This is a genomic window from Ruegeria sp. SATB027, from assembly GCF_059613825.1.
In genome coordinates this window covers 1-21,580 of the sequence record NZ_JBXWTH010000058.1, presented here as the reverse complement: position 1 = coordinate 21,580, position 21,580 = coordinate 1, and the positions used below count along the sequence as shown (strand labels likewise).

19 protein-coding genes are annotated in these 21,580 nt (G+C 59.6%); 16 read left to right on the top strand and 3 right to left on the bottom strand.

All coding sequences use genetic code 11. From position 1 onward, the window contains the following. Positions 1-215 precede the first annotated feature (215 nt). Together AC2FPW_RS16620 and AC2FPW_RS16615 are read right to left on the bottom strand one after the other, a co-directional pair. On the bottom strand, positions 216-1,316 hold the full coding sequence (locus tag AC2FPW_RS16620; RefSeq protein ID WP_496814600.1) for a Gfo/Idh/MocA family protein: 1,101 nt from the start codon (positions 1,314-1,316) through the stop codon (positions 216-218). 12 nt (positions 1,317-1,328) lie between these two features. Continuing rightward, positions 1,329-2,039, bottom strand: a complete 711-nt coding sequence (locus AC2FPW_RS16615) for a GntR family transcriptional regulator (RefSeq protein WP_496814598.1) — start codon at positions 2,037-2,039, stop codon at positions 1,329-1,331. 105 nt (positions 2,040-2,144) lie between these two features. Here AC2FPW_RS16615 and AC2FPW_RS16610 point away from each other — a divergent pair, with 105 nt between their 5' ends. From AC2FPW_RS16610 to AC2FPW_RS16585, 6 genes are read left to right on the top strand one after another with little or no spacing between them, the layout of a single operon-like run. Further along, positions 2,145-3,299 (top strand): LLM class flavin-dependent oxidoreductase, encoded by a 1,155-nt coding sequence (locus tag AC2FPW_RS16610; protein ID WP_496814596.1) that lies wholly within the window; start codon positions 2,145-2,147, stop codon positions 3,297-3,299. Continuing rightward, the gene (locus AC2FPW_RS16605) at positions 3,299-4,189 is read left to right on the top strand and encodes an aldo/keto reductase (protein WP_496814594.1); all 891 of its coding nucleotides are present in this window, start codon (positions 3,299-3,301) and stop codon (positions 4,187-4,189) included. Before AC2FPW_RS16610 ends, AC2FPW_RS16605 begins: the two co-directional genes overlap by 1 nt. Further along, positions 4,189-4,704, top strand: a complete 516-nt coding sequence (locus AC2FPW_RS16600) for a flavin reductase family protein (protein WP_496769878.1) — start codon at positions 4,189-4,191, stop codon at positions 4,702-4,704. The genes AC2FPW_RS16605 and AC2FPW_RS16600 overlap by 1 nt, the downstream gene beginning before the upstream one ends. A 53-nt stretch (positions 4,705-4,757) precedes the next feature. Next, a complete protein-coding gene (locus tag AC2FPW_RS16595; RefSeq protein ID WP_496814592.1) occupies positions 4,758-5,345 on the top strand; it encodes a TRAP transporter small permease in 588 nt (195 codons plus the stop codon). Beyond that, complete coding sequence (locus tag AC2FPW_RS16590; protein ID WP_209599366.1) at positions 5,346-6,635, top strand: TRAP transporter large permease; 1,290 nt, start codon at positions 5,346-5,348, stop codon at positions 6,633-6,635. Positions 6,636-6,659: 24 nt separating this feature from the next. Further along, on the top strand, positions 6,660-7,721 hold the full coding sequence (locus tag AC2FPW_RS16585) for a TRAP transporter substrate-binding protein (protein ID WP_496814590.1): 1,062 nt from the start codon (positions 6,660-6,662) through the stop codon (positions 7,719-7,721). Positions 7,722-7,751: 30 nt separating this feature from the next. On the opposite strand, the gene AC2FPW_RS16580 is transcribed toward AC2FPW_RS16585, so the two are convergent. Continuing rightward, positions 7,752-8,222, bottom strand: a complete 471-nt coding sequence (locus tag AC2FPW_RS16580; protein WP_267365609.1) for a tetratricopeptide repeat protein — start codon at positions 8,220-8,222, stop codon at positions 7,752-7,754. A gap of 33 nt (positions 8,223-8,255) precedes the next feature. Here AC2FPW_RS16580 and AC2FPW_RS16575 point away from each other — a divergent pair, with 33 nt between their 5' ends. From AC2FPW_RS16575 to rfbA, 10 genes are all read left to right on the top strand, one after another. Beyond that, the gene (locus AC2FPW_RS16575) at positions 8,256-9,509 is read left to right on the top strand and encodes a cytochrome-c peroxidase (protein ID WP_496814589.1); all 1,254 of its coding nucleotides are present in this window, start codon (positions 8,256-8,258) and stop codon (positions 9,507-9,509) included. A gap of 134 nt (positions 9,510-9,643) precedes the next feature. Beyond that, positions 9,644-10,750 carry a saccharopine dehydrogenase family protein gene (locus AC2FPW_RS16570; RefSeq protein WP_496814587.1) on the top strand — a complete coding sequence of 369 codons (1,107 nt, stop codon included), beginning with the start codon at positions 9,644-9,646 and terminating at the stop codon, positions 10,748-10,750. A gap of 3 nt (positions 10,751-10,753) precedes the next feature. Beyond that, positions 10,754-12,265, top strand: a complete 1,512-nt coding sequence (amaB, locus tag AC2FPW_RS16565) for an L-piperidine-6-carboxylate dehydrogenase (protein ID WP_496814586.1) — start codon at positions 10,754-10,756, stop codon at positions 12,263-12,265. A gap of 273 nt (positions 12,266-12,538) precedes the next feature. After that, complete coding sequence (locus tag AC2FPW_RS16560; protein ID WP_267365913.1) at positions 12,539-13,435, top strand: cyanophycinase; 897 nt, start codon at positions 12,539-12,541, stop codon at positions 13,433-13,435. Positions 13,436-13,450: 15 nt separating this feature from the next. Further along, the gene (gene cphA, locus AC2FPW_RS16555; protein ID WP_496814585.1) at positions 13,451-16,252 is read left to right on the top strand and encodes a cyanophycin synthetase; all 2,802 of its coding nucleotides are present in this window, start codon (positions 13,451-13,453) and stop codon (positions 16,250-16,252) included. A gap of 14 nt (positions 16,253-16,266) precedes the next feature. Beyond that, complete coding sequence (locus AC2FPW_RS16550; protein ID WP_496814584.1) at positions 16,267-18,012, top strand: Mur ligase family protein; 1,746 nt, start codon at positions 16,267-16,269, stop codon at positions 18,010-18,012. A 142-nt stretch (positions 18,013-18,154) separates the two neighbouring features. Next, a complete protein-coding gene (gene rfbC, locus AC2FPW_RS16545; protein WP_496814582.1) occupies positions 18,155-18,712 on the top strand; it encodes a dTDP-4-dehydrorhamnose 3,5-epimerase in 558 nt (185 codons plus the stop codon). Between the two features lie 3 nt (positions 18,713-18,715). Further along, a complete protein-coding gene (gene rfbB, locus AC2FPW_RS16540) occupies positions 18,716-19,759 on the top strand; it encodes a dTDP-glucose 4,6-dehydratase (protein WP_480589203.1) in 1,044 nt (347 codons plus the stop codon). Beyond that, positions 19,756-20,622, top strand: a complete 867-nt coding sequence (gene rfbD, locus AC2FPW_RS16535; protein ID WP_496814581.1) for a dTDP-4-dehydrorhamnose reductase — start codon at positions 19,756-19,758, stop codon at positions 20,620-20,622. Before rfbB ends, rfbD begins: the two co-directional genes overlap by 4 nt. Then, positions 20,619-21,509 (top strand): glucose-1-phosphate thymidylyltransferase RfbA, encoded by an 891-nt coding sequence (gene rfbA / locus AC2FPW_RS16530; protein ID WP_480484785.1) that lies wholly within the window; start codon positions 20,619-20,621, stop codon positions 21,507-21,509. Before rfbD ends, rfbA begins: the two co-directional genes overlap by 4 nt. Positions 21,510-21,580: the final 71 nt, after the last annotated feature.

The window sequence follows — 21,580 nt, the reverse complement described above, 5'->3', positions numbered from 1 at the left end:
GCAGGCAGAACGGCCCCGCAGGGCGGTTACCGGCGCGTTGTGACCAGATCACAGCCGGTCGCACGGCGATCAAGGCGGGTGGGAATACACTGACAGGTCATACAGTTTTGTCCCCTACTGCGCCCCGCTTCACTAGCTGATTTACGACAGATTGGCCCGCAAGCGACACATTTGTCGCCGCAGACCTGTCTACACTGAACTTGCCCGGGGTCAGTCTAAGGGTGCTTTAGGTGAACCGTTTCACCGGTTTGCAGGGCCTGCTGTGCCGCCAGTCCCATTCGCACCGCCCACAGACCGTCTTGCACTGTCACATCCGGTTCGGCCTTTTGCCCGCGCACCAGATCCAGAAACCCCTTGTGCTGATAATAGGTCGAGCCGTTGTGATCACCGGCAGCCAGCAAGCGGGGATCGACAGGGATATCCTGCGATATTGGCCCCTTGGGGTCCCGCGGGCTGACGATGACCTGCGGCACAGGCGGCGTTCCCAGATGATCGGGCCAGAACCGTCCCGGCCCCGGCACCAGAGCCTCGACCTTGGCGTTGGGCCCGATGGCCGAAATCTCTTCCTGATAGCGGGCGCCTTCGGCGAACATGCACAGCTCGAGCATCGCGCGCGCGCCATTGGCGAAATCAACCAGAACATAGCCGTGATCCAGTATGTCGGGCGTTTCGCCCCCGTAGGTTTCGTCCAGATGGTTCACCGCCTGCCCGCCGCTTGCGGTGATCCGTACCGGGTCGGATCGCAGGATAAGCCGCATCAGATCGAAGAAGTGGCAACATTTCTCGACAAAGGTGCCGCCGGTGTTGCGGTTGAACCGGTTCCAGTCGCCGACTTTCGGCAGAAACGGAAAGCGATGTTCCCGGATCGACAGCATCCTGACCCCGCCTGTGTCACCGATCTTGTCGATCAGGGTCGCGATGGGCGGCATATAACGGTATTCCATCGCAACCCAGATCGGGTGTGGATAATCGCGCTGAACCTTCTCTAGCCTTGCGGCGTCCTGGGGGTTGGTGAACAGGGGCTTTTCCACCAATAGCGGCAAGGGGCGCGTTTGCGCGATTTCACAGACCTGATCGACATGCAGATGGTTTGGGCTGGCGATGACAAGGCAGTCCAGGTCTTCGATATCCAACACCTCTTGCACCGATTGTACCATAACCGCACCCGGCGCAATCGCCTGCGCGGCTTTTGCCATCCCGGGATCGGGCTCGAATATCGCCGCGACACGCGTGCCGACCAGCAAGGCGATATTGTGCAGGTGTTCCTGCCCCATCATGCCACATCCGATCAGCCCGTAATTGATGGTCCGGGTCATGCACGTTTCCTTTTACTTCAGACGTTGGACATAGGTGGCCCGGTCCGGGTCGAACCAGGTCTTTGAAAATTCGACAGGTTCGGATTTGTCCGACCAGCTGAACCGTTCGATATAGCCCACCGTTTCACCGGCGGCTTTGGTGAACGCCGCGGGCGTCCAATCGGGCAACTGGCCAATCGACACGCGATCTTCAGCCCGTGATATCCAGAAGCCCAGCTGGTGCTGATAGTAGCGGTAGAGCGAGTCCGACAGCAGGCTTCGCTTGATCGTGCCGGCTGATTCGTCCAGCCAGATCTCCTCGACCGCGATGATTGTGTCATTCAGATAGCGCATCCGACGTACGCGCGATCCGGTGTCCGAGGTGCCAAAATCCGGCAGATCGGAAGGTTTCTTCAGATGATCGACCGACAGGATATCCGCACGCGGCAACCCGCCCCCTTGGGGCAGTTCCAGCCGGAACATCGCGTAGACACTGTTCTGGGTTCCGGTCTCGCGGATGTAATTTCCTGACCCCTGAATACGCTCCAACATGCCTTTTTTCTCAAGCTCGGCGAGCGATTTTCGCAGCGTGCCGACCGACACGTTCAGCTTGGCCGCCATGTCGCGTTCCGGGGGCAGACGCTCACCATCGATCAAACGACCCGCAGCGATATCGCGGATCAGCAGCTCGGCAATCTGAACATAGATAGGCAGGGCATTGGGGTTTCGGGTGTTGGGGGGCATTTCAGGCGCTTCATTCGGTCGCAGGAAAAATTGATACACTATTGATCTACATCAATGTGGTTGCTACGCAAGAGGAAAGTAAAAGATGCACGGAGCGTGAATCAAATGACCATCGTCCCCATCACATCCCCTGATCTGGATGCGGCCGAGGTTTCGTGGTTCGCAGCACTTTGTTCCGACGATTATCAGTTTCTGGGTGTGCCCGATGGTGATCTGCGCTCCAGCTGGGAGCATTGCTCGGCCATCGTGAAAGAGGCCGAGGCACAGGGGTTCCGCAACATCCTGTGCCCGTCATCATATCAGGTTGGGCAGGACACGCTGAGTTTTGTCGCCGGTTGTGCGCCGATCACGCAGAAGATCAACCTGTTGGCCGCCGTGCGCTGCGGCGAGATGCAGCCAATCATGCTGGCCCGCACGATCGCGACGCTGGATCACATGCTGAAGGGGCGGCTGACCGTCAACATCATTTCATCCGATTTTCCCGGCGAAAAGGCCGACAGCGCCTTTCGCTATCAACGCTCGCGCGAAGTGGTCGAGATCCTGAAACAGGCCTGGACGCAGGAGGAGATCAATCACGCGGGCGAGGTCTACAACTTTACAGGTCTGACAACGGACCCGGCGCGGCCCTATCAGACTGGCGGGCCGCTGCTGTATTTCGGCGGTTATTCGCCCGCGGCGCTGGAGCTGTGCGGCGAGCATTGCGATGTGTACCTGATGTGGCCGGAAACAAAGGATCAACTGACCGAGCGGATGAAAGCTGTTCATGCAGTGGCCGAAAACTATGACCGTACGCTCGACTATGGCCTGCGGGTTCACATGATCGTTCGCGATACCGAAGCCGAGGCGCAGGAATACGCAGATTACATCGTCTCGAAACTGGATGACGACTATGGCCGCGCGATCCGCGAGCGGGCGTTGGATGCGACCTCGCTGGGGGTGGCGCATCAGACCAGGAACCGTGATCTGGCGGATGAGTATGGCTATGTGGAACCTGGTCTGTGGACAGGTGTCGGCCGCGCCCGTTCGGGCTGTGGTGCGGCACTGGTGGGATCAACCGATCAGGTCATGTCAAAGATCGAAGACTACCGGAAGATGGGCATTCGCGCCTTCATCTTCTCGGGTTATCCGCACATGGATGAGGCCAAGCATTTCGGTGCTCGTGTGATGCCGCATCTGAAAACGTGCTCGCTGCCCGAAGCGTACGGGCGTGTGCCCAAGACACCCCCGGCCACGCCGCTGGGCAATGGAGTGCGCCGCTGATGCAACGTGTGAAACTATCCCCGACGCTGGAAATGAGCCGCCTTGTCTATGGCATGTGGCGGCTGGGTGACGATAGCGACACCTCGGCAGGGCATGTCGAGGCCAAGATTCAAGCCTGTCTTGATCAGGGCATCACCACCTTCGATCAGGCCGACATATATGGCGGATACGCGGCGGAAGCCGTTCTGGGCAACGCCTTGCGCGCCAATCCCGGCCTGCGCCAGAAGATGGAGATCGTCACCAAATGTGACATCGTCGCGCCCGTGGGGCGGCATTCAGATGCGAAGGTCAAATACTATGACACCTCGCGCGCGCATATCCTGAAGTCCATCGACACGTCCCTGTCGGAGATGGCCATCGACCACATCGATCTGTTGCTGATCCACCGCCCTGATCCGTTCATGGACCACCACGAAACCGGGGCAGCACTGGATGAGGCTGTCGCCAGCGGCAAGGTGGGCGCGGTTGGTGTTTCGAACTTCCGTCCGTGGGACTGGACCCTGCTGCAATCGGCGATGAAAACCCGGCTGGTCACCAACCAGATCGAGATCTCACTGGGCGAGATCGCCCCTTTCACCAACGGAGATCTGGCGTTTCACCAACAGCACGGGCACCACCTTATGGCGTGGTCGCCCCTGGGGGGTGGGCTGTTGATGGCCGGAAACCCGCCCGTTGGGGTTTTCGCTGATGAAATCGCAGAAGAGTTCGGTGTAGACCGGGCTGCTGTGGCCGTGGCCTTCCTGCTGGCTCATCCGGCGGGCATTCTGCCGGTTCTGGGCACCAACAACCTGAACCGTATCAAACGCATCTCGGACGCGCTGAAAGTCACAATTGATCGCGAAACCTGGTTCCGCCTGTACGAGGCGGCGCTGGGGCATGAGGTAGCATGATGAACGCAATCTCAAGGAATATGACCCACACCTTTGTGCCACACAAGGACGACACCCGGACCCTGCGGGATGCTTTTGGGCGGTTTGCAACCGGCGTTACCGTTGTGACATGCGACAGCGGTGACGGCCCGATCTGCATCACGGCCAACAGCTTTTCGTCGCTGTCGCTGGACCCGCCACTGATCATGTGGGCCGGTGACCGCAACTCGCGCCGGTTCCCCTATTTTCGCGCGGCACGGCATTTCACGGTGCATGTGTTATCGTCTGCGCAGGCCGAGCTGTGTTTTGGCTGCTCGAAAGATGCCCATGCCCTGCGCGACATCCGGCATGAGCGCTGTGCAAACGGCACCCCGCTGCTGTCGGATTGCCTGGCACGATTTGAATGCGAACAACATGCCTATCACGACGCGGGCGATCACGTGATCGTGGTGGGCAAAGTCCTGAAGGCCAGCATGAGCGACGGCGACGCGCTGACGTTCTACGCCGGGAAAATGGGCCAATTCGCGCAGCACTAAGCGCGATCTGACGACTGCGGGACACACCTGCGGCTGAACAAGGGAGGATCCGCATGGGCGGACTGGCATCGGTGCTTGCGCCGATAGCATTTGTGAACGAAACCGTGCTGCGTCTGGGCCGCGCGGTTGGCGTTGTTGCGATTGCATTCATGGTCATCGCAATCCTGATTCAGGTGTTCTTCCGATACGTTCTGGGCAACGCCCTGCCCTGGCCGGATGAGGCCGCGCGGTTCTGCATGTTGTGGATGACTGGGTTGATGGCACCGACGGCCTTTCGGCGCGGCGGTTTTGTAGCTATCGACATGCTGCAACGGTTTTTGCCGCGTATGCTCGGCCTGTCGCTCAATCTGTTCCTCCTGTTGATCTCGCTGGCCGTGCTTTTGGTTGCGGTCAAAATCGGCTGGTCCGAGGTCACGGGCTTTGGCGGCAGGTTTGCAACCGCCGCCCTGTACCTGCCGACAACGCTTGGGTTTGACGAGTGGTATCGCATTCCGCGCAGCTGGATGATGGCTTCGCTGCTGGTGGGCATCATTCTGCTGATCTCGGTCAATATCGAGCTTATCCTGCGTTCCGTGGTCACCCTGCTTGGCGGCGCGCATCTTTTGCCGGACATTCCCGACGCAGCGGTGGGGGCAGAATAGATGCTGATCTGGTTCCTGCCCACTTTCCTGATTTTCCTGCTGATTGGCTTGCCGGTCTTTTTCGCGCTTCTGGCGGCGCCCGGCATCCTGCTGTGGCTGAACGGACAGACGAACGACATCACCCTGCTTTATCGCAATGTCTACAACGGCATGGACAGCTTTCCGCTGATGGCCATCCCGTTCTTCATGCTGGCCGGTGAAATGATGAACCGTGGCGGCATTACCATCCGCCTTGTCGAATTCAGCCAGGCCCTGATGGGCCATCTGCGCGGCGGGCTGGCGCATGTAAATGTGCTGAGCTCGATCCTGTTCGCGGGCCTTTCGGGGTCTGCGGTGGCTGACACATCCGCCCTGGGGTCGATGCTGATCCCGGCGATGGAAAAACAGGGCTATACCCGAAAATTCGCCGCCGCCATCACAGCCGCGAGTTCGGTGATCGGGCCGATCATCCCACCCTCAGGCATTATGATTATCTATGCCTATGTCATGGGCGAAAGCGTGGCCGCCTTGTTTCTTGCAGGAATCGTGCCCGGGATCATGGTCGGTGTCGGCTTGATGGTGATGATCAAGTTCATGGCTGACAAGTACGACTTTCCCGTCGCCAGCCGGAAATACACATGGGATGAGCGGCGCAAAGCCAGCCTCAAGGCGTTCTTCCCGCTGATGACGCCGGTGATCATTCTGGGCGGAATTCTGGGGGGCATCTTTACCCCGACCGAAGCCGCCGCAGTCGCTGTGGGCTACGCCTTTATCATCGGGTTTTTCGTTCTGCGCACACTGACCCTGAGGGAAATTCCCGATGTTCTGAGCAATGCAGGTATGACGTCGGCCGTGGTGCTGCTGCTGGTTGGCGCAGCAATGGCGTTCAAGACCGTGGTCAGTCTGAGCCATGCCCCGGAACAATTGGCCTCGTTGATCCTCAGCCTGTCGGAAAATCCACTGATCCTGTTGTTCCTGATCAACCTGTTGTTGTTCATCGTTGGCATGTTTCTGGACGCAGGCCCTGCGATCATCATCCTTGGGCCCATCCTTGGCCCGATTTTCACCAGTCTCGGTGTAGACCCGATCCATTTCGCCATCATCATGAGCGTCAATCTGACCGTCGGCCTTGCCACGCCCCCCATGGGGCTGGTGCTGTTCGTGGCCGCCGCCGTGTCGCGGGAGCGGGTCGAGACGATCGCCAAGGCGATCCTGCCGTTTCTGGCGGTCGAAATCATCGTGATTTTTCTGATCACCTACATCCCCGCACTATCCATGACGATCCCGAGGATAACGGGATTTGCAAATTGACTGAGTATCACAGGGAGGAAACGCATGCTCGGAAACTTCATAAAAACAGCGGCGATTGCCACATCGCTTGTGGCTGCGTCTGTGGTCGCGGCGACGGCTGCGGACTATACGCTGCGCGCCACTGCCAATTCGAACGAAAATGACGAGGATTACGACGGTCTGATCGTTTTCAAGAACTATGTCGAGGCGGCGTCGAACGGCGCCATCGAGGTTGAGCTGTTCATCGGCACCCAGCTGTGTTCGAACGGTGCTGAATGCCTGCAGGGCGTGGCGGATGGCACCATCGATATCTATATCTCTACCTCGGGCGGGGCGTCGGGCATCTTCCCCTATGTGCAGGTTCTGGACCTGCCCTATCTGATGGCCGACGACCGGATCGCCGAGCATGTTCTGTCGGGCGATTTCACCCGCACCATGCGCGACATGGCACTTGAGGATTCCGGAGACGCGATCCGCCTGATGACCATCGGCAACACCGGTGGCTGGCGCAACTTCGCCAACACAAAACACCGCGTCGCCGAGCCTGCCGACATGGAAGGTCTGAAAATCCGCACCGTCGTTGCAGACCTGCCGCAGGAACTGGTCAAGGCACTGGGCGCGTCACCTACACCGATCCCGTGGCCGGAACTCTTCACCAGCTTCCAGACCGGCGTTGTCGAGGGGTCAAAGAACGGCATCACCGACATCATGGGCATGAAGTTCCCGGATGCCGGCCTGCAGTATGTCACGTTGGACGGGCACGCCTATATGGGTGCGCTGTGGTGGATGAACAACGCCAAGTTCCAGGCGATGCCGGAAGATATGCGCCGGGTCGTTGTCGATGGGTTCTACGCCCTGCAACAGGCCACCTTTGCCTCGCCCAAGCGCAAGTCGATCCAGGCGTATGAGGACTTCGTCGCAGGTGGCGGCGACCTGTATGTCCCGACGCCCGAACAGAAGGCGGCGTTCAAAGCTGCGGCTTCGCCTGTCTATGACTGGTTCCAGACCAATGTTGCCCGTGGTGATGAAATCTTTGCCGCGCTGACCAAAGCGGTCGCGGCGGCTGAGGAGGACGTGAACGCCTCGCGCAATGCGGACCTGAACTAAATGGAAGGGTCGGGCCTTGTGGCCCGGCCCTTATCGAAACGGGTACATCCACCCTTTGTAGTCGTTGACCAGAACATGCGCCTTCTCGATCTGCTCCGGCGACATTTTCTTGATCACTTCCTCAAGGCTGATCGCCGCATCGGGATCGCCGCCAATGGCGCTGAGCGTGTACCACATATAGGCCCGCACCAGATCGGGCGCGGGCATTCCCAGACCCAGTTCATAGTACCAGCCGACCCCCGACTGCGCCCCCGGATGCCCCTTCATCGAGGCACGCAGATACCATTCAAACGCCCTTTCATGGTCCTGCTCGACCCCAAGACCCAGCCCGTACATCACACCGATCAGTTCCTCGGCCTCGGCATTGCCCGACCGGGCGGCGGGCAGCAGTTCCGCGCGCGCGGCTTCAAACTCTCCGGCCTCCATCATATCACGGGCCTGTTCCAGCTCAGCCAGAGCCGGGGTCGCAAGAAAACAAAGGGTAAAGAGAAACTGGCGCATTGGGCGATTGTCCTCGTTTGGGCGGGGGCCGCGGTGGCGCAGGACCTGCCGCGCCCGCTGACGGATGATGACTTTATCCCATTTGATATGGAACAGGCCGCTATCGGTCATCAACTGTTTTACGATCCGATCCTGTCAGGCAATCAGAACATTTCATGCGCTCATTGCCACCACCCCGATTTCGGCACCTCTGACGGATTGTCCCTGGGGATCGGTGAAGGCGGACAGGGTCTTGGCCCGGACCGCACGCCGGGTACCGGCGCGGACAGGATCCGCAAACGCATTCCCCGAAACGCGCCGGGGTTGTGGAACCTCGGGGCCAAGGACATCCATACCGTTTTCCACGATGGCCGCCTGAGCATCTCGGACCTCTATGGCAACGGGTTCAATTCGCCTGCACAGGAATGGCTGCCCGGCGGATTGAACTCGCTTCTGGCGGCGCAGGCTTTATTCCCGCTGACCGCGCAATTCGAGATGGCCGGTAATGTCGCTGAAAATCAGGTGACCGGCGCGGTTCACGACAGGATTGACAAGGGCTGGCCGATCCTTGCCAAACGCGTGCGGACCGATCCGCGCTATGGCCCTGCCATAGTCGCGGCTTTTGACGACATCGAGACCACCGAAGACATCACGATCACCCAGATCGCCAACGCGCTGGCGGCCTTCATGGCCATTGAATGGCGCAGCACCGACAGCCCATACGACCAGTACTTGGCCGGGGACAAGGATGCGCTGTCAGACATCCAGAAAGACGGGATGAACCTGTTTTATGGCAATGCGCGGTGCGCGACCTGCCATGCGGGTCCGTTGATGTCGGATCAAGAGTTTCACGCGCTGGGATTGCCCCCTTTCGGGCCGGGCCGGACTCGGCAATGGGACCCATACGCGCGGGACGTTGGCCGGATGGCGGAAAGCAATCGTCTGGAAGACGCCTATCGCTTTCGCACGCCGATGCTGCGCAATGTCGCCCTGACTGCGCCTTATGGACATAACGGCGCTTTTGCGGATCTCGAAAGCATGATCCGTCACCATCTTGACCCACAGACCAGCCTTGCCAAATGGAAACCCGACATGGCTGCGTTGCCCAAGGTCCCCTGGTTGCAAGAGGTGGATTTCGTGGTGTGGGACGACCGGTTCGAAATGGAACGCCAGCGCAGCAGGATCGACATTACGCCAATGACGCTTTCGAATGCGGAAATCGCCGCCCTGGTCGCATTTCTGCATTCCTTGACGGGCACTGGCGTTAGCTCTCCTCCTTTCGGGGTGCCGGCCGATTTCAACCCCTGATGGCGGTCACGCCATAATGACAATTATTCCGGCATAATGTCGGATAAGTCGATCACTTCGTCAAATTGCGGCCTATGAAATGTCTGGCCAGCCTTGCACCATAATATCAGGAACAGAAATTTACGGAGACGTTGATGTCCTGGAATATTTGCGTAATCGGGGCTGGCAAGATCGGTCAGATGATCGCGACGCTGCTGAGGGCCTCGCCAAACTATACAGTGACTGTGGCCGACCATGACCTGAAAGCACTGGGTGAAATCACAAGGCTTGGGATTGGAACAAAGCAGATTGATGCCCGGGATGCGGAAAGTCTGGCAAAGGAGCTGACCGGGTTTAACGCCGTGGTTTCAGCGGCACCATTCTTTCTTACCCCAAACATTGCCAAGGCCGCCAAAGAGGCGGGCGCGCATTATTTTGACCTAACCGAAGACGTCGCGGCCACCGAGGCCGTACGCCAGTTGGCCGAAGGCAGTGAGACGGCTTTCATGCCGCAATGTGGTCTGGCACCTGGTTTTGTGGGTATCTCCGGAGCCGCGCTTGCAGCGGAGTTTGATGAGCTGGACAGCCTGCATATGCGGGTGGGCGCGCTGCCGCTTTATCCGACCAATGCGCTGAAGTACAATCTGACCTGGTCGACCGATGGGTTGATCAACGAGTACTGCAATCCCTGCGACGCCATTGTGAACGGCAAACTGGTCAAGACCGCGCCGCTGGAAGATTACGAGATTCTGGGTCATGATGGCGTGGAATACGAATGCTTCAACACCTCGGGTGGGTTGGGCACGCTGCCGGAAACGCTGGAAGGCAAGGCGCGGGCCGTGTCTTATCGCACGATCCGGTATCCCGGCCATTGTGAAATCCTGAAACTGCTGCTGCACGATCTCGGGCTGGAACGCCGCCGCGATCTGCTGAAAGAGATCTTCGAGACCGCCCTGCCCCGCACCGATCAGGACGTTGTGCTGGTCTATTGCACGACCAAGGGTATGATCAACGGCGTTCTGCGCGAGAAATCTCTGATCAACAAGAGCTTTGCCCGCACCATCAACGGACAGGTCTGGAGTGCCATTCAGGTCACCACAGCTGCGGGTATTCTGGGCGTTGTTGACCTGATGCGCACTGGCACGCTGCCTTCGAAAGGGTTCGTCCGGCAGGAACAGGTTAAACTGAACGACTTCCTGAATACAGAATTTGGCCAGCTGTATCGTGCTGGTGACGTGACCCGGCAGAACAAGGCGGCCTGAGATATGAAAGACATCGTAATGACAGCCCAAACCACGCTTGCAAATCTGGATCTGACAGATGCCGCATTGAAGGGCGGCACTCTGAAGGTGACGTCGCCGATTGACGGTAGCCTGCTGGCCGATGTGCATGAAACGCCGGCCACCGAAATGGACGCGATCATTGCCCGCGCCAAAAACGCGTTCAAGGCGTGGCGCGTTGTGCCGGCCCCGCGTCGGGGCGAGTTGATCCGCCTGCTGGGCGAAGAGCTGCGCGCGGCCAAGGACGATCTGGGCGCGCTTGTCAGCTGGGAGGCCGGCAAGATCACCTCCGAAGGTCTGGGCGAAGTGCAGGAAATGATCGACATCTGCGACTTTGCCGTTGGTCTGTCGCGTCAGCTTTATGGTCTGACCATCGCGTCGGAACGCCCAGGTCACCGGATGATGGAAACCTGGCATCCGGCGGGCCCGGTCGGGGTGATCTCGGCCTTCAATTTCCCGGTTGCGGTCTGGTCGTGGAATGCCGCTTTGGCACTGGTCTGTGGCGATCCGGTGATCTGGAAACCGTCCGAGAAGACCCCGCTGACGGCGATGGCCTGCCAGAAGATCTTTGAACGCGCGCTGGTGCGGTTTGGCGATGCCCCCGAAGGGTTGCTTCAGGTCCTGATCGGTGGCGCAGAGTTGGGCGAGGCGCTGGTGGCCAGCGAAGATGTTCCGATCATCTCGGCCACGGGGTCCACACGAATGGGCCGTGCGGTTGCGCCCATTGTTGCGGCACGCTTTGGCAAATGCATTCTGGAACTGGGCGGAAACAACGCGATGATCGTCGGCCCTTCAGCGGATCTGGAAATGGCCGTGCGCGCCATTGTCTTCTCGGCCGTTGGGACCGCCGGTCAGCGTTGCACCACGCTGCGCCGTCTGATCGTGCACAACTCGATCCGCGAGGAACTGGTGGGCCGCCTGAAAAAGGCTTATGAGGGTTTGCCCATCGGCAATCCGCTGTCTGAGGGCACGTTGATCGGGCCACTGGTGGATGAGGCATCGGGTGCCGCCATGACATCCGCACTGGACGCCGCAAGGGCCGAAGGCGGTACCGTGTTTGGCGGCGAACGTGTGACCGAAGGGCTTCCTGCGGGTGTCTATATGCAGCCCGCAATCGTCGAAATGCCCGGCCAAAGCGCGGTCGTGAAAACCGAAACTTTCGCGCCGATCCTTTATGTCATGGGCTACGACGACTTTGACGAAGCGATCCAGCTTCAAAACGATGTGCCGCAAGGGCTGTCATCCTGTGTGTTCACGCTGAACATGCGCGAGGCCGAGCAGTTTCTGACTGCGGCGGGGTCGGATTGCGGTATTGCCAACGTGAACATCGGTCCCTCGGGCGCCGAGATCGGTGGCGCATTCGGTGGCGAAAAGGAAACCGGCGGCGGACGCGAAAGCGGCTCGGACGCGTGGAAAGCCTATATGCGCCGCCAGACCAACACAGTGAACTACTCGGCAGAGCTCCCGCTGGCGCAGGGCGTCAAATTCGACATCTGAACCAGCGCGCAAACTGACGAGCAATCTGATCCCCCCGGAGCTTTGATGTTTCGGGGGGATCGCTTTTGTCGTGCAGGGTTTGGCACTGGCAGGCTGAAGCAGGCACAAAACCGGTGGTTCTTGACGAAATCCCTGCCGTGCGGCATGTGATGTCGCTGGGGGGGAACGGCATGTCCGATAAGGTCAGATGGCCCGACACGGCATGTATGAACAGGCTAAGCGACCGAGTGGCCCCGATGGCTGGCCGCTTTTATACCGGAAGGTAAGTAAGATATGTGCCCTGCACCCGTTGATGCAGAGACCCCGCGCGGGTTCATCATCCCGATCGGTGGCGGCGAAGACCGCGTCAAGGAAATGCAGATTCACCGCAAGTTCGTTGAGCTGTCTGGTGGTCCTGATGCCGATATTGTCGTGATCCCGACGGCCTCGATGCTGGAAGAGACCGGACCGGATTACAATCGCATCTTTTCCGAGCTGGGTGCAGGCAAGGTCGAATTTCTGCCCATCTCGCGGCGTGCTGATTGCGACAATCCCGATTATGCCGAGATGCTGGACCGCGCTACAGGGATATTCATGACCGGCGGCAACCAGCTGCGGCTGTCGGCGATTCTGGGTGGCACACTTGTGGCGCAGAAAATTCGGCGCCGGAATGCGGCCGGTGTGCCGGTTGCCGGCACTTCAGCCGGGGCGTCGATCATGTCCGAACACATGGTGGCCGGGGGCAGCAGCAACTCGGCTCCGGCTGAGGGCAATATCACGCTGGCTCCGGGCATGGGTTTGACCAACGCCGTCATCATCGACCAGCACTTCACACAGCGCAATCGGCTGGGACGTTTGCTAACCGCTTCATCTTTCAACCCTTTTTTGATCGGACTGGGTATCGACGAAGACACGGCAGCCTTCATCGGACCCGATAATGTCCTTGAAGTCGTGGGCAGCGGATCGGTTACCGTCGTGGACGCCAGTCATCTGACCCATTCATCGATGTGGGACGCGCGCCGCGGCGAAGCACTGAGCCTGCTTGGACTTCGGCTTGACGTTCTGGGCGAAGGGTGCCGTTATGATCTGACGGCTCGCCAGGCTTTTCCGCCGGATGAGCATTTGGCGTTCTGCACATTGCCGGACATGTCCGGTCAAGAGGCCGCCAGCGGGGGGAAAACAAAAAGCTAACCAACGGGGAGCCTCATGAAAATAATCTCGACCAATGTCTTTGTCGGCCCGAATGTCTGGGCAAGTTTTCCGGTCATTCGCCACGTCATCGATCTGGGTGTTCTGGAAGAGTGGCCCTCGGCAAAAATTGGTTCCGAGTTTATTGACGCCTTGATCAAGGCGCTTCCCGGTCTGGCGGAACACGGCTGTTCCTATCGCGAACCCGGCGGCTTCATCCGCCGCCTGCGCGAGGATGAAGGCACCTGGCTGGGACATGTGCTGGAACATTGCGCCATCGAAGTGCAGAACGTGGCCGGATCCGACGTTACCTTTGGCCGTACGCGCGGCACAGGTGAGCCGGGCCAGTACAATATGGTCTATGAATACCGCCAGCGCGACGTCGGTCTGGATGCGGGCAATCTGGCGATGCGGTTGCTGATGCATCTACTGCCGCAATCCCTGAAAGATCAGGTGGATTACGAATTCGACTCGGACTTCAACTGGGATGAAGAACTGCGCAGCTTTGTTCTGCGGGCGCAACGCAAGGAATTTGGCCCATCGACCGGATCGCTGGTCAAGGCGGCGCAGGAACGCGACATTCCTTGGATCAGGCTGAATTCCGGCTCGCTTGTGCAATTTGGACACGGCAAGTTTCAGAAACGCATTCAGGCGACAATTACGTCCGAGACCAAGCATATCTCGGTCGAGATATCCTGTGACAAGGAAGACACCCATAATCTGCTGAACGATCTTGGCCTGCCGGTTCCGCAGCAGCGCATGGTCTATTCGGCCCGCGAGGCCGTACGCGCGGCAGCCCGGATCGGGTTTCCGGTGGTGGTCAAACCGTTGGACGCCAACCATGGGCGCGGCGTTTCGATCAATCTGAATTCCGATGCCGAGGTCGAGGCGGGCTTTGCCGAGGCCAAGGAGCATTCGCGCAGCCGCGCCATTCTGGTCGAGAGCTTCATCACCGGCTTTGATCACCGGATGCTGGTCGTGAACGACAAGCTGGTTGCGGTGGCCAAACGCGTCCCCGGCCATGTAATAGGCGACGGAACCCATACGATTGCCGAACTGGTCGACATCGTGAACCAGGACCCACGCCGGGGCATCGGGCACGAAAAAGTGCTGACCAGGCTCGAGTTGGACAATCAGGCTAACCGCCTGATGGAGAATGCGGGCGTGACGGAAGACACTGTCCTGCCCGAGGGTGAGGTTTTCTATCTGCGCTCGACCGCGAACCTGTCAACCGGTGGCACCGCCATCGATCTGACCGACGTGGTGCATCCCGACAACCGCGACATGGCCGAACGCGCCATCATGGCGGTCGGGCTGGATGTGGGCGGTGTCGATTTCCTGATCGACGATATTACCAAATCCTACAAGGATATCGGTGGCGCGATTGTCGAAGTAAATGCGGCCCCCGGTTTCCGGATGCATGTGGCCCCGTCCGAAGGTCAGCCGCGCGATGTGGCGGGCAAGGTCATCGACATGCTGTTCCCTGCCAATGAACAGACCCGCATCCCGATTGCGGCCATCACCGGCACCAACGGCAAGACGACAACGTCGCGGATGCTGGGTCATATCATGAAAACCAGTGGCAAGATCGTTGGCATGACCTCGACCGACGGCGTCTATGTGGATGGCAAGCTGAGCGTCAAGGGGGACATGACCGGCCCGAAATCGGCACAGATCGTCCTGCGTGATCCGATGGTCGATTTTGCAGTGATGGAAACCGCGCGGGGCGGGCTGGTTCGCTCGGGTCTGGGCTATCAACGCTCGAACGTGGCGGCCTGTCTGAATGTCTCGGCAGATCATCTGGGTCTGGGCGGGATCAATACGGTCGAGGAGCTGGCCGTCGTCAAACGGGTGGTGGTGGAAAGCGCAACCGACACGGCCGTGCTGAATGCTGACGACATCAATTGTCTGAAGATGGCCGATTACGCCGGGGCGGATCAGATCTTCTATGTCACGACCAACCCCGGTCACAGTCTGGTCAAGGAACATATCAAGACAGGGGGCAAGGCCATCGTGCTGGAAAAAGGCATGAATGGCGACATGCTGACCATCTATGACAAAGGGCTTCACATCCCGGTTCTGTGGTCGCATCTGATCCCCGCCACGCTTGAGGGCAAGGCGATCTTCAACGTGCAAAACGCCATGGTCGCAGCGGCAATGGCCTATAGCTTTGGGGTCGATCTGGACAATATCCGGCATGGTCTGCGCACTTTCGACACCAGTTATTTCCAGGCACCGGGGCGGATGAATGTCTATGATGAACATCCCTTCAAGGTGATCCTTGATTACGGCCACAACCCGGCCGCGCTGAAGGCGATGGCCGCTTTGGCCGATCAGTTGGAGGTCAAGGGCCGCAGGCTGTGTGTTGTTGCGATGCCCGGTGATCGGCGCGATGAAGACATTGTTGATGGGGCCGCAGCGCTGGCCGGGCATTTTGACCACTTCATCTGCAAGGCCGATGACCGCCGCCGGGGTCGCGGGCATGACGAGGTGCCGCAAATGATGCGGCAGGCCCTGATCGATTGCGGGACACCGGATGAGGCAATCTCGATCATTCCGGATGAGGTTGAGGCCGTGACCACAGCGCTGGAGATGGCGGCACCGGGCGATCTGCTGGTGATCTTCGGAGATGACACCACACGCTGCTGGAAACAGATCATCTACTTCAATTCCGATGGCGAAACCTCTGAAACCGAGGCGACACCCAAAACCAGCCCCGCCGACACCACGTTCGAGGACATGTTCGACAGCGATCAGAACCTGATCCGGGACGAACGCGGCGTAAGACTGGCGCGTGAAATCAGCGAAGACGCGGATTGAGCGGAGGTACCGGAATGGACCGGATCGAAGAGCTTGAAACCGCGCTGACCATCGAAAGCGCGACCGCTGATCATATTCAGGTGGATGACGCACGGCGACTGACCGGCCCCGGCCTGTTATGGGATCACCCCGGTGCGGTGATGGATGTGTTTTTCACTGTTATCGACCCCGCGCAGGTCATTGCACTGTGGGAAAAACACGCCCGGCGCGTTCTGGATGCGCTTGGCTGGCAGGATCAGGTGCTGACCCACCGTACCTTTACCGGCGGTGTCAATCTGGCAATCTCGGCACCGATGGATCAGCTTTATTCCGCGATCTTTGCGGCTCAGACCGCCTGGCATTTCTGTGCGGCAGAGTTGCTGGAGGCCAAGCCGTGCGATTTTGATCAGATGATCCGGGACGTCAAAGGCGTCATGGCGAAGGAGGCCAATCCTGCGCTGATCGCCCTGATCGCGGCAGCCGACGCGCATGGTGTGGATATCCTGTGCGACGATGATGAGATTTCCATCGGGCATGGAACCGGCAGCCAAACATGGCCTGTCAACGCGTTGCCCGCCCCGGATGACGTGGACTGGCCCGCCTTTCACAACATCCCCGTCGCCTTCATCACCGGCACCAACGGCAAGACCACCACGACCCGGTTGCTGGAGGCGATCGCCCGCGCCTCGGGCAAGGTCGCAGGGCTGACCTCGACCGAGTTTGTGCGGGTGGGCGACGATATTCTGGATCGCGGCGACTATTCTGGCCCCGGCGGAGGGCGGATGTTGCTGCGCGACAAGCGGCTTGAAATCGGATGCCTTGAAGTGGCCCGTGGGGGTATCCTGCGCCGCGGCCTGCCGACGCGTGCCGCCATGGCCGCCACTGTCACCAACGTGGCGAACGATCATCTGGGGCAATACGGCGTCAACACGGTGCCCGAGCTGGCTCAGGCGAAATTCGCCGTGCACCGGACACTGACCAAGGGCGGCGTTCTGGCCCTGAATGCCGATGAACCTTTTGTCCGTGCCGAGGCCGAAAACACGGCAGCAAATATCTGGTGGTTTTCACTGGATGCAGGGAATGATCTGATCCGTCGGGCGCGCGACGCGGGAACAAGCTGCGCCTATGTCTCGCAGGGCAACATCGTCTTCTTTGACGGCCGGTCCGAGCATACGGTCATTGCCGTGTCCGACGTGCCCCTGACCATGGGCGGGGTCGCGAAATACAACATCCTGAACGCTCTGGCGGCTATGTGCCTTGCGCTGGCTTTGAAACTGCCGCTTGAAGCGGTTCGGCATGGGTTGGCCGGGTTCAAACCGGATGCCAAGGACAATCCGGGTCGCTGCAACGAATTCCAGCACAACGGCGCTCAGGTTTTCGTGGATTTCGCGCATAATCCGCATTCGATTTCTGCCGTGTGCGATGCGCTGTCGGCCCTGCCGGCAAAACGGCGGTTCATCATGCTCAGCCATGCCGGAGACCGCTCGGACCAGGACATTCGCGATGTCACCGCAACCGCCTTGAATTTCCAACCCAACGTGGTCGTTGCTGCTGAACTGGAAGGGTACCTACGGGGTCGCGCTTTGGGAGAGATACCGGACCTGATTGAAAAGTCGGCCCTGAAACAAGGGTATGACAAGACCCAGATCCAAAGGGCCGCATCCCCGTCCGAGGCCGCCGCGATGATCCTGAAACAGGTGGAACCGGGCGATCTAGCCCTGCTGCTGGTTCTGTCGGAACGCGACGCCGTGCTTGAGATGCTGGACCAGCAGGTGACGTAGTGGGGTGAGGGAGCAGGAAGGCAGCGAGCCGCCATCTCCGGCTGCGGTCATCTAAGCAGCAAATTGCGCAATACCCTTGCATTGAAACCCAGCCTGACAATACTCGCCCAACACAGGCAACAGGTTGTTGAGGTTAGGTGTTATGGAGATTGAGCAGACGGGGTTGTCGGGTGTGTTGGTTATTCGCCCGCAGCGGCATGGGGATTTGCGCGGGTTTTTTTCTGAGAGCTGGAACAAGGCGCGGCTGGAGGAGGCTGGGGTTGTGTTGCCGGAATTTGTGCAGGACAACCATTCGCTGTCGTCCGCGGTGGGGACATTGCGCGGCCTGCATTTTCAGGCGCCTCCGCATGCGCAGGGCAAATTGGTGCGCGCGGGCCGGGGCGCGCTTTATGATGTCGCCGTCGATATCCGCAAGGGATCACCGACCTATGGGCAATCTTTCGGCATCGAGCTCAGCTTTGAGAACGGGCGGCAGCTTTGGGTGCCGGCGGGATTTGCCCATGGTTTTGTGACGTTAGAGCCCGACACCGAAATCTGCTACAAATGTACCAGCTTTTACAATGCGGATGCCGATGGGGGTGTGCGCTGGGACAGCTGTGGTATTGATTGGCCCTTGCAGGGGAACCCGGTGCTGAGCGACAAGGACAGGATTGCGCCTGCGCTGGCCGAATTTGACAGCCCGTTTGTTTACGAAGGATAGAATATGAAACTGTTGGTGACAGGTGGTGCGGGTTTCATCGGGTCCGCGGTCGTGCGGCGTGCCATTGCGGACGGACATCAGGTCGTGAACCTTGATGCGCTGACCTATGCGGCCTGCCTCGACAATGTTGCCGAGGTTGCAGAGAACCCGAACTATGCCTTTGTTCACGCAGATATCCGCGACCCTGCGGCCCTGAAGGCGGTGTTTGCCCAACATGCGCCTGATGCGGTGATGCACCTGGCGGCGGAATCCCATGTTGACCGGTCCATCGACGGGCCGGGGGCTTTCATCGAAACCAATGTCCTGGGCACATACAACATGCTGGAGGCGGCGCGCAGCTATTGGGCCGGACAAGGAAAACCGGACACTTTCAGGTTCCACCATATCTCGACCGATGAAGTCTTTGGCAGCCTGGGACCCACTGGACAGTTCACCGAGGATACCCCCTATGATCCGCGGTCACCCTATTCCGCGTCGAAAGCCTCCAGCGATCATCTGGTCCGGGCCTGGCACGAGACCTATGGCCTGCCGGTGGTGCTGACCAACTGTTCGAACAATTACGGACCCTATCATTTCCCTGAAAAGCTGATCCCTGTTGTGATCCTGAACGCAATCGCGGGCAAGGCGCTGCCGATCTATGGCGATGGCTCGAATGTCCGCGACTGGCTGTATGTCGAGGATCACGCCGACGCGCTTTTGCTGGTGGTGCAAAAGGGGACTGTCGGCCGGTCCTATAACATCGGTGGCGAGAACGAGCGCAGCAACTTGGAACTGGTGCAGACGCTGTGCGCGATCCTGGACGACCTGCGCCCGAAACCGCAGGGGGTCTATGCGGACCAGATCACCTTTGTCACAGACCGCCCCGGGCATGATGCGCGTTACGCCATCGATCCCTCGCGGATGCGCAGCGAAATGAAGTGGCGCCCGTCCGTGACGGTAGAGGAAGGTCTGCGCAGAACGGTTGAATGGTACCTGAACAATGAAGACTGGTGGCGATCTTTACAGAACCGGTCCGGTGTTGGCGAACGGCTGGGGGTCAGCGCGTGAAACTTCTGGTCTTCGGGGCGACCGGTCAGCTGGGCCGGGAACTGATCCGGTGTGGCGGGGATATCTCGGTTGAAGCGCTTGGGCGCGACAAGGCGGATTTTACCGATCCCGAAGGGTGCGCGGCCCTGGTTCGCAACACCGATGCGGATGCGGTGATCAACGCCGCCGCATATACCACCGTCGACAAGGCCGAAGCGGAGGAAGACCTTGCCCTGCTGATCAACGGAGCCACGCCCACGGCGCTGGCCAAAGCCGCGGCCGGGCGCGGATTGCCGTTTGTTCAGGTCTCGACAGATTATGTGTTTGACGGGGCGGGCACGGCCCCGTTTCCGCCCGACCACGCGACCGGCCCGCTGGGCGCCTATGGGCGCACCAAGCTGGCGGGTGAGGCCGGTGTGATTGCGGCGGGCGGACCCCATGCAATCATACGAACCTCGTGGGTGGTGTCGTCACATGGGCATAACTTCGTCAAAACCATGCTGCGCCTCGGCAAAGAGCGTGACCACCTGACGATCGTCGCAGACCAGATTGGCGGTCCAACCCCGGCATCGGCACTGGCCGAGGCCTGTATCGGCGCGGCCCGTGCCCTTTTGACAAACCCGGATGAAAAGACCGGAATTTACCATTGCAGCGGTGGCCCTGATGTCAGCTGGGCCGATTTTGCGCGCGAGATCTTCGATCAGGCCGGTATTGACTGCAATGTCGAAGACATCCCGTCCAGCGCATACCCGACCCCCGCGAAACGCCCCCTGAACAGCCGCCTAGACTGCACGACACTGACAACGGAACTGGGCGTGCCCCGTCCGGATTGGAAGGCGGGCCTGCACAGCATACTTGAAGACCTTGGAGAGCTCGGCACATGACGACCCGGAACGGCAAGAAACGCAAAGGTATCATTCTGGCAGGCGGGTCGGGCACCCGTCTTTATCCGATCACGATGGGCGTCTCGAAACAGCTTTTGCCCATCTATGACAAGCCGATGATCTATTACCCCCTTTCGGTGCTGATGCTGGCCGGGATCCGCGACATCGCGATGATCACGACGCCGCAGGATCAGGAGCAGTTTCAGCGCCTGTTGGGTGACGGAAGCCAATGGGGCCTGTCCCTGACCTGGATTGTTCAACCTTCTCCTGACGGGTTGGCGCAAGCCTATATTCTGGCAGAAGATTTTCTGGATGGTGCCCCCTCGGCCATGGTGCTGGGCGACAACATTTTCTTTGGGCACGGCCTGCCCGAGATCCTGCAATCGGCAGACGCCAAAGAGACCGGAGGCACTGTCTTCGGCTATCGGGTCGCTGATCCCGAACGCTATGGGGTCGTGGCCTATGACGAGGCTGGCGCCGTCACCCAGATTGTCGAGAAACCCCAAGTGCCGCCATCGAACTACGCCGTGACCGGGCTGTATTTTCTGGACGGCTCTGCCCCTGAACGGGCCCGCGCCGTAAAACCGTCTGCACGCGGCGAGCTTGAGATTGTCACCTTGCTTGAAATGTACCTTGAGGCCGGGTTGCTCAGCGTCAACCGCATGGGGCGCGGTTATGCCTGGCTGGATACCGGAACCCACGCAAGCCTGCTGGACGCCGGAAACTTTGTGCGTACGCTTCAGGACAGGCAAGGCCTGCAAACCGGATCACCTGACGAAATCGCCCATACGCTGGGCTGGATCAGCGACCAGGACCTCGAAGCCCGCGCCCAAAGATTCGGCAAAAACGACTACGGCGAATACCTCAAGAACCTGCTGAACCATTAGCCGTTCAATAGCGGTATTGGCTTGGTTGAGTTTTTTGGTTTTGGTTGCGGGTTTGGTGTTGAGGTCTTATT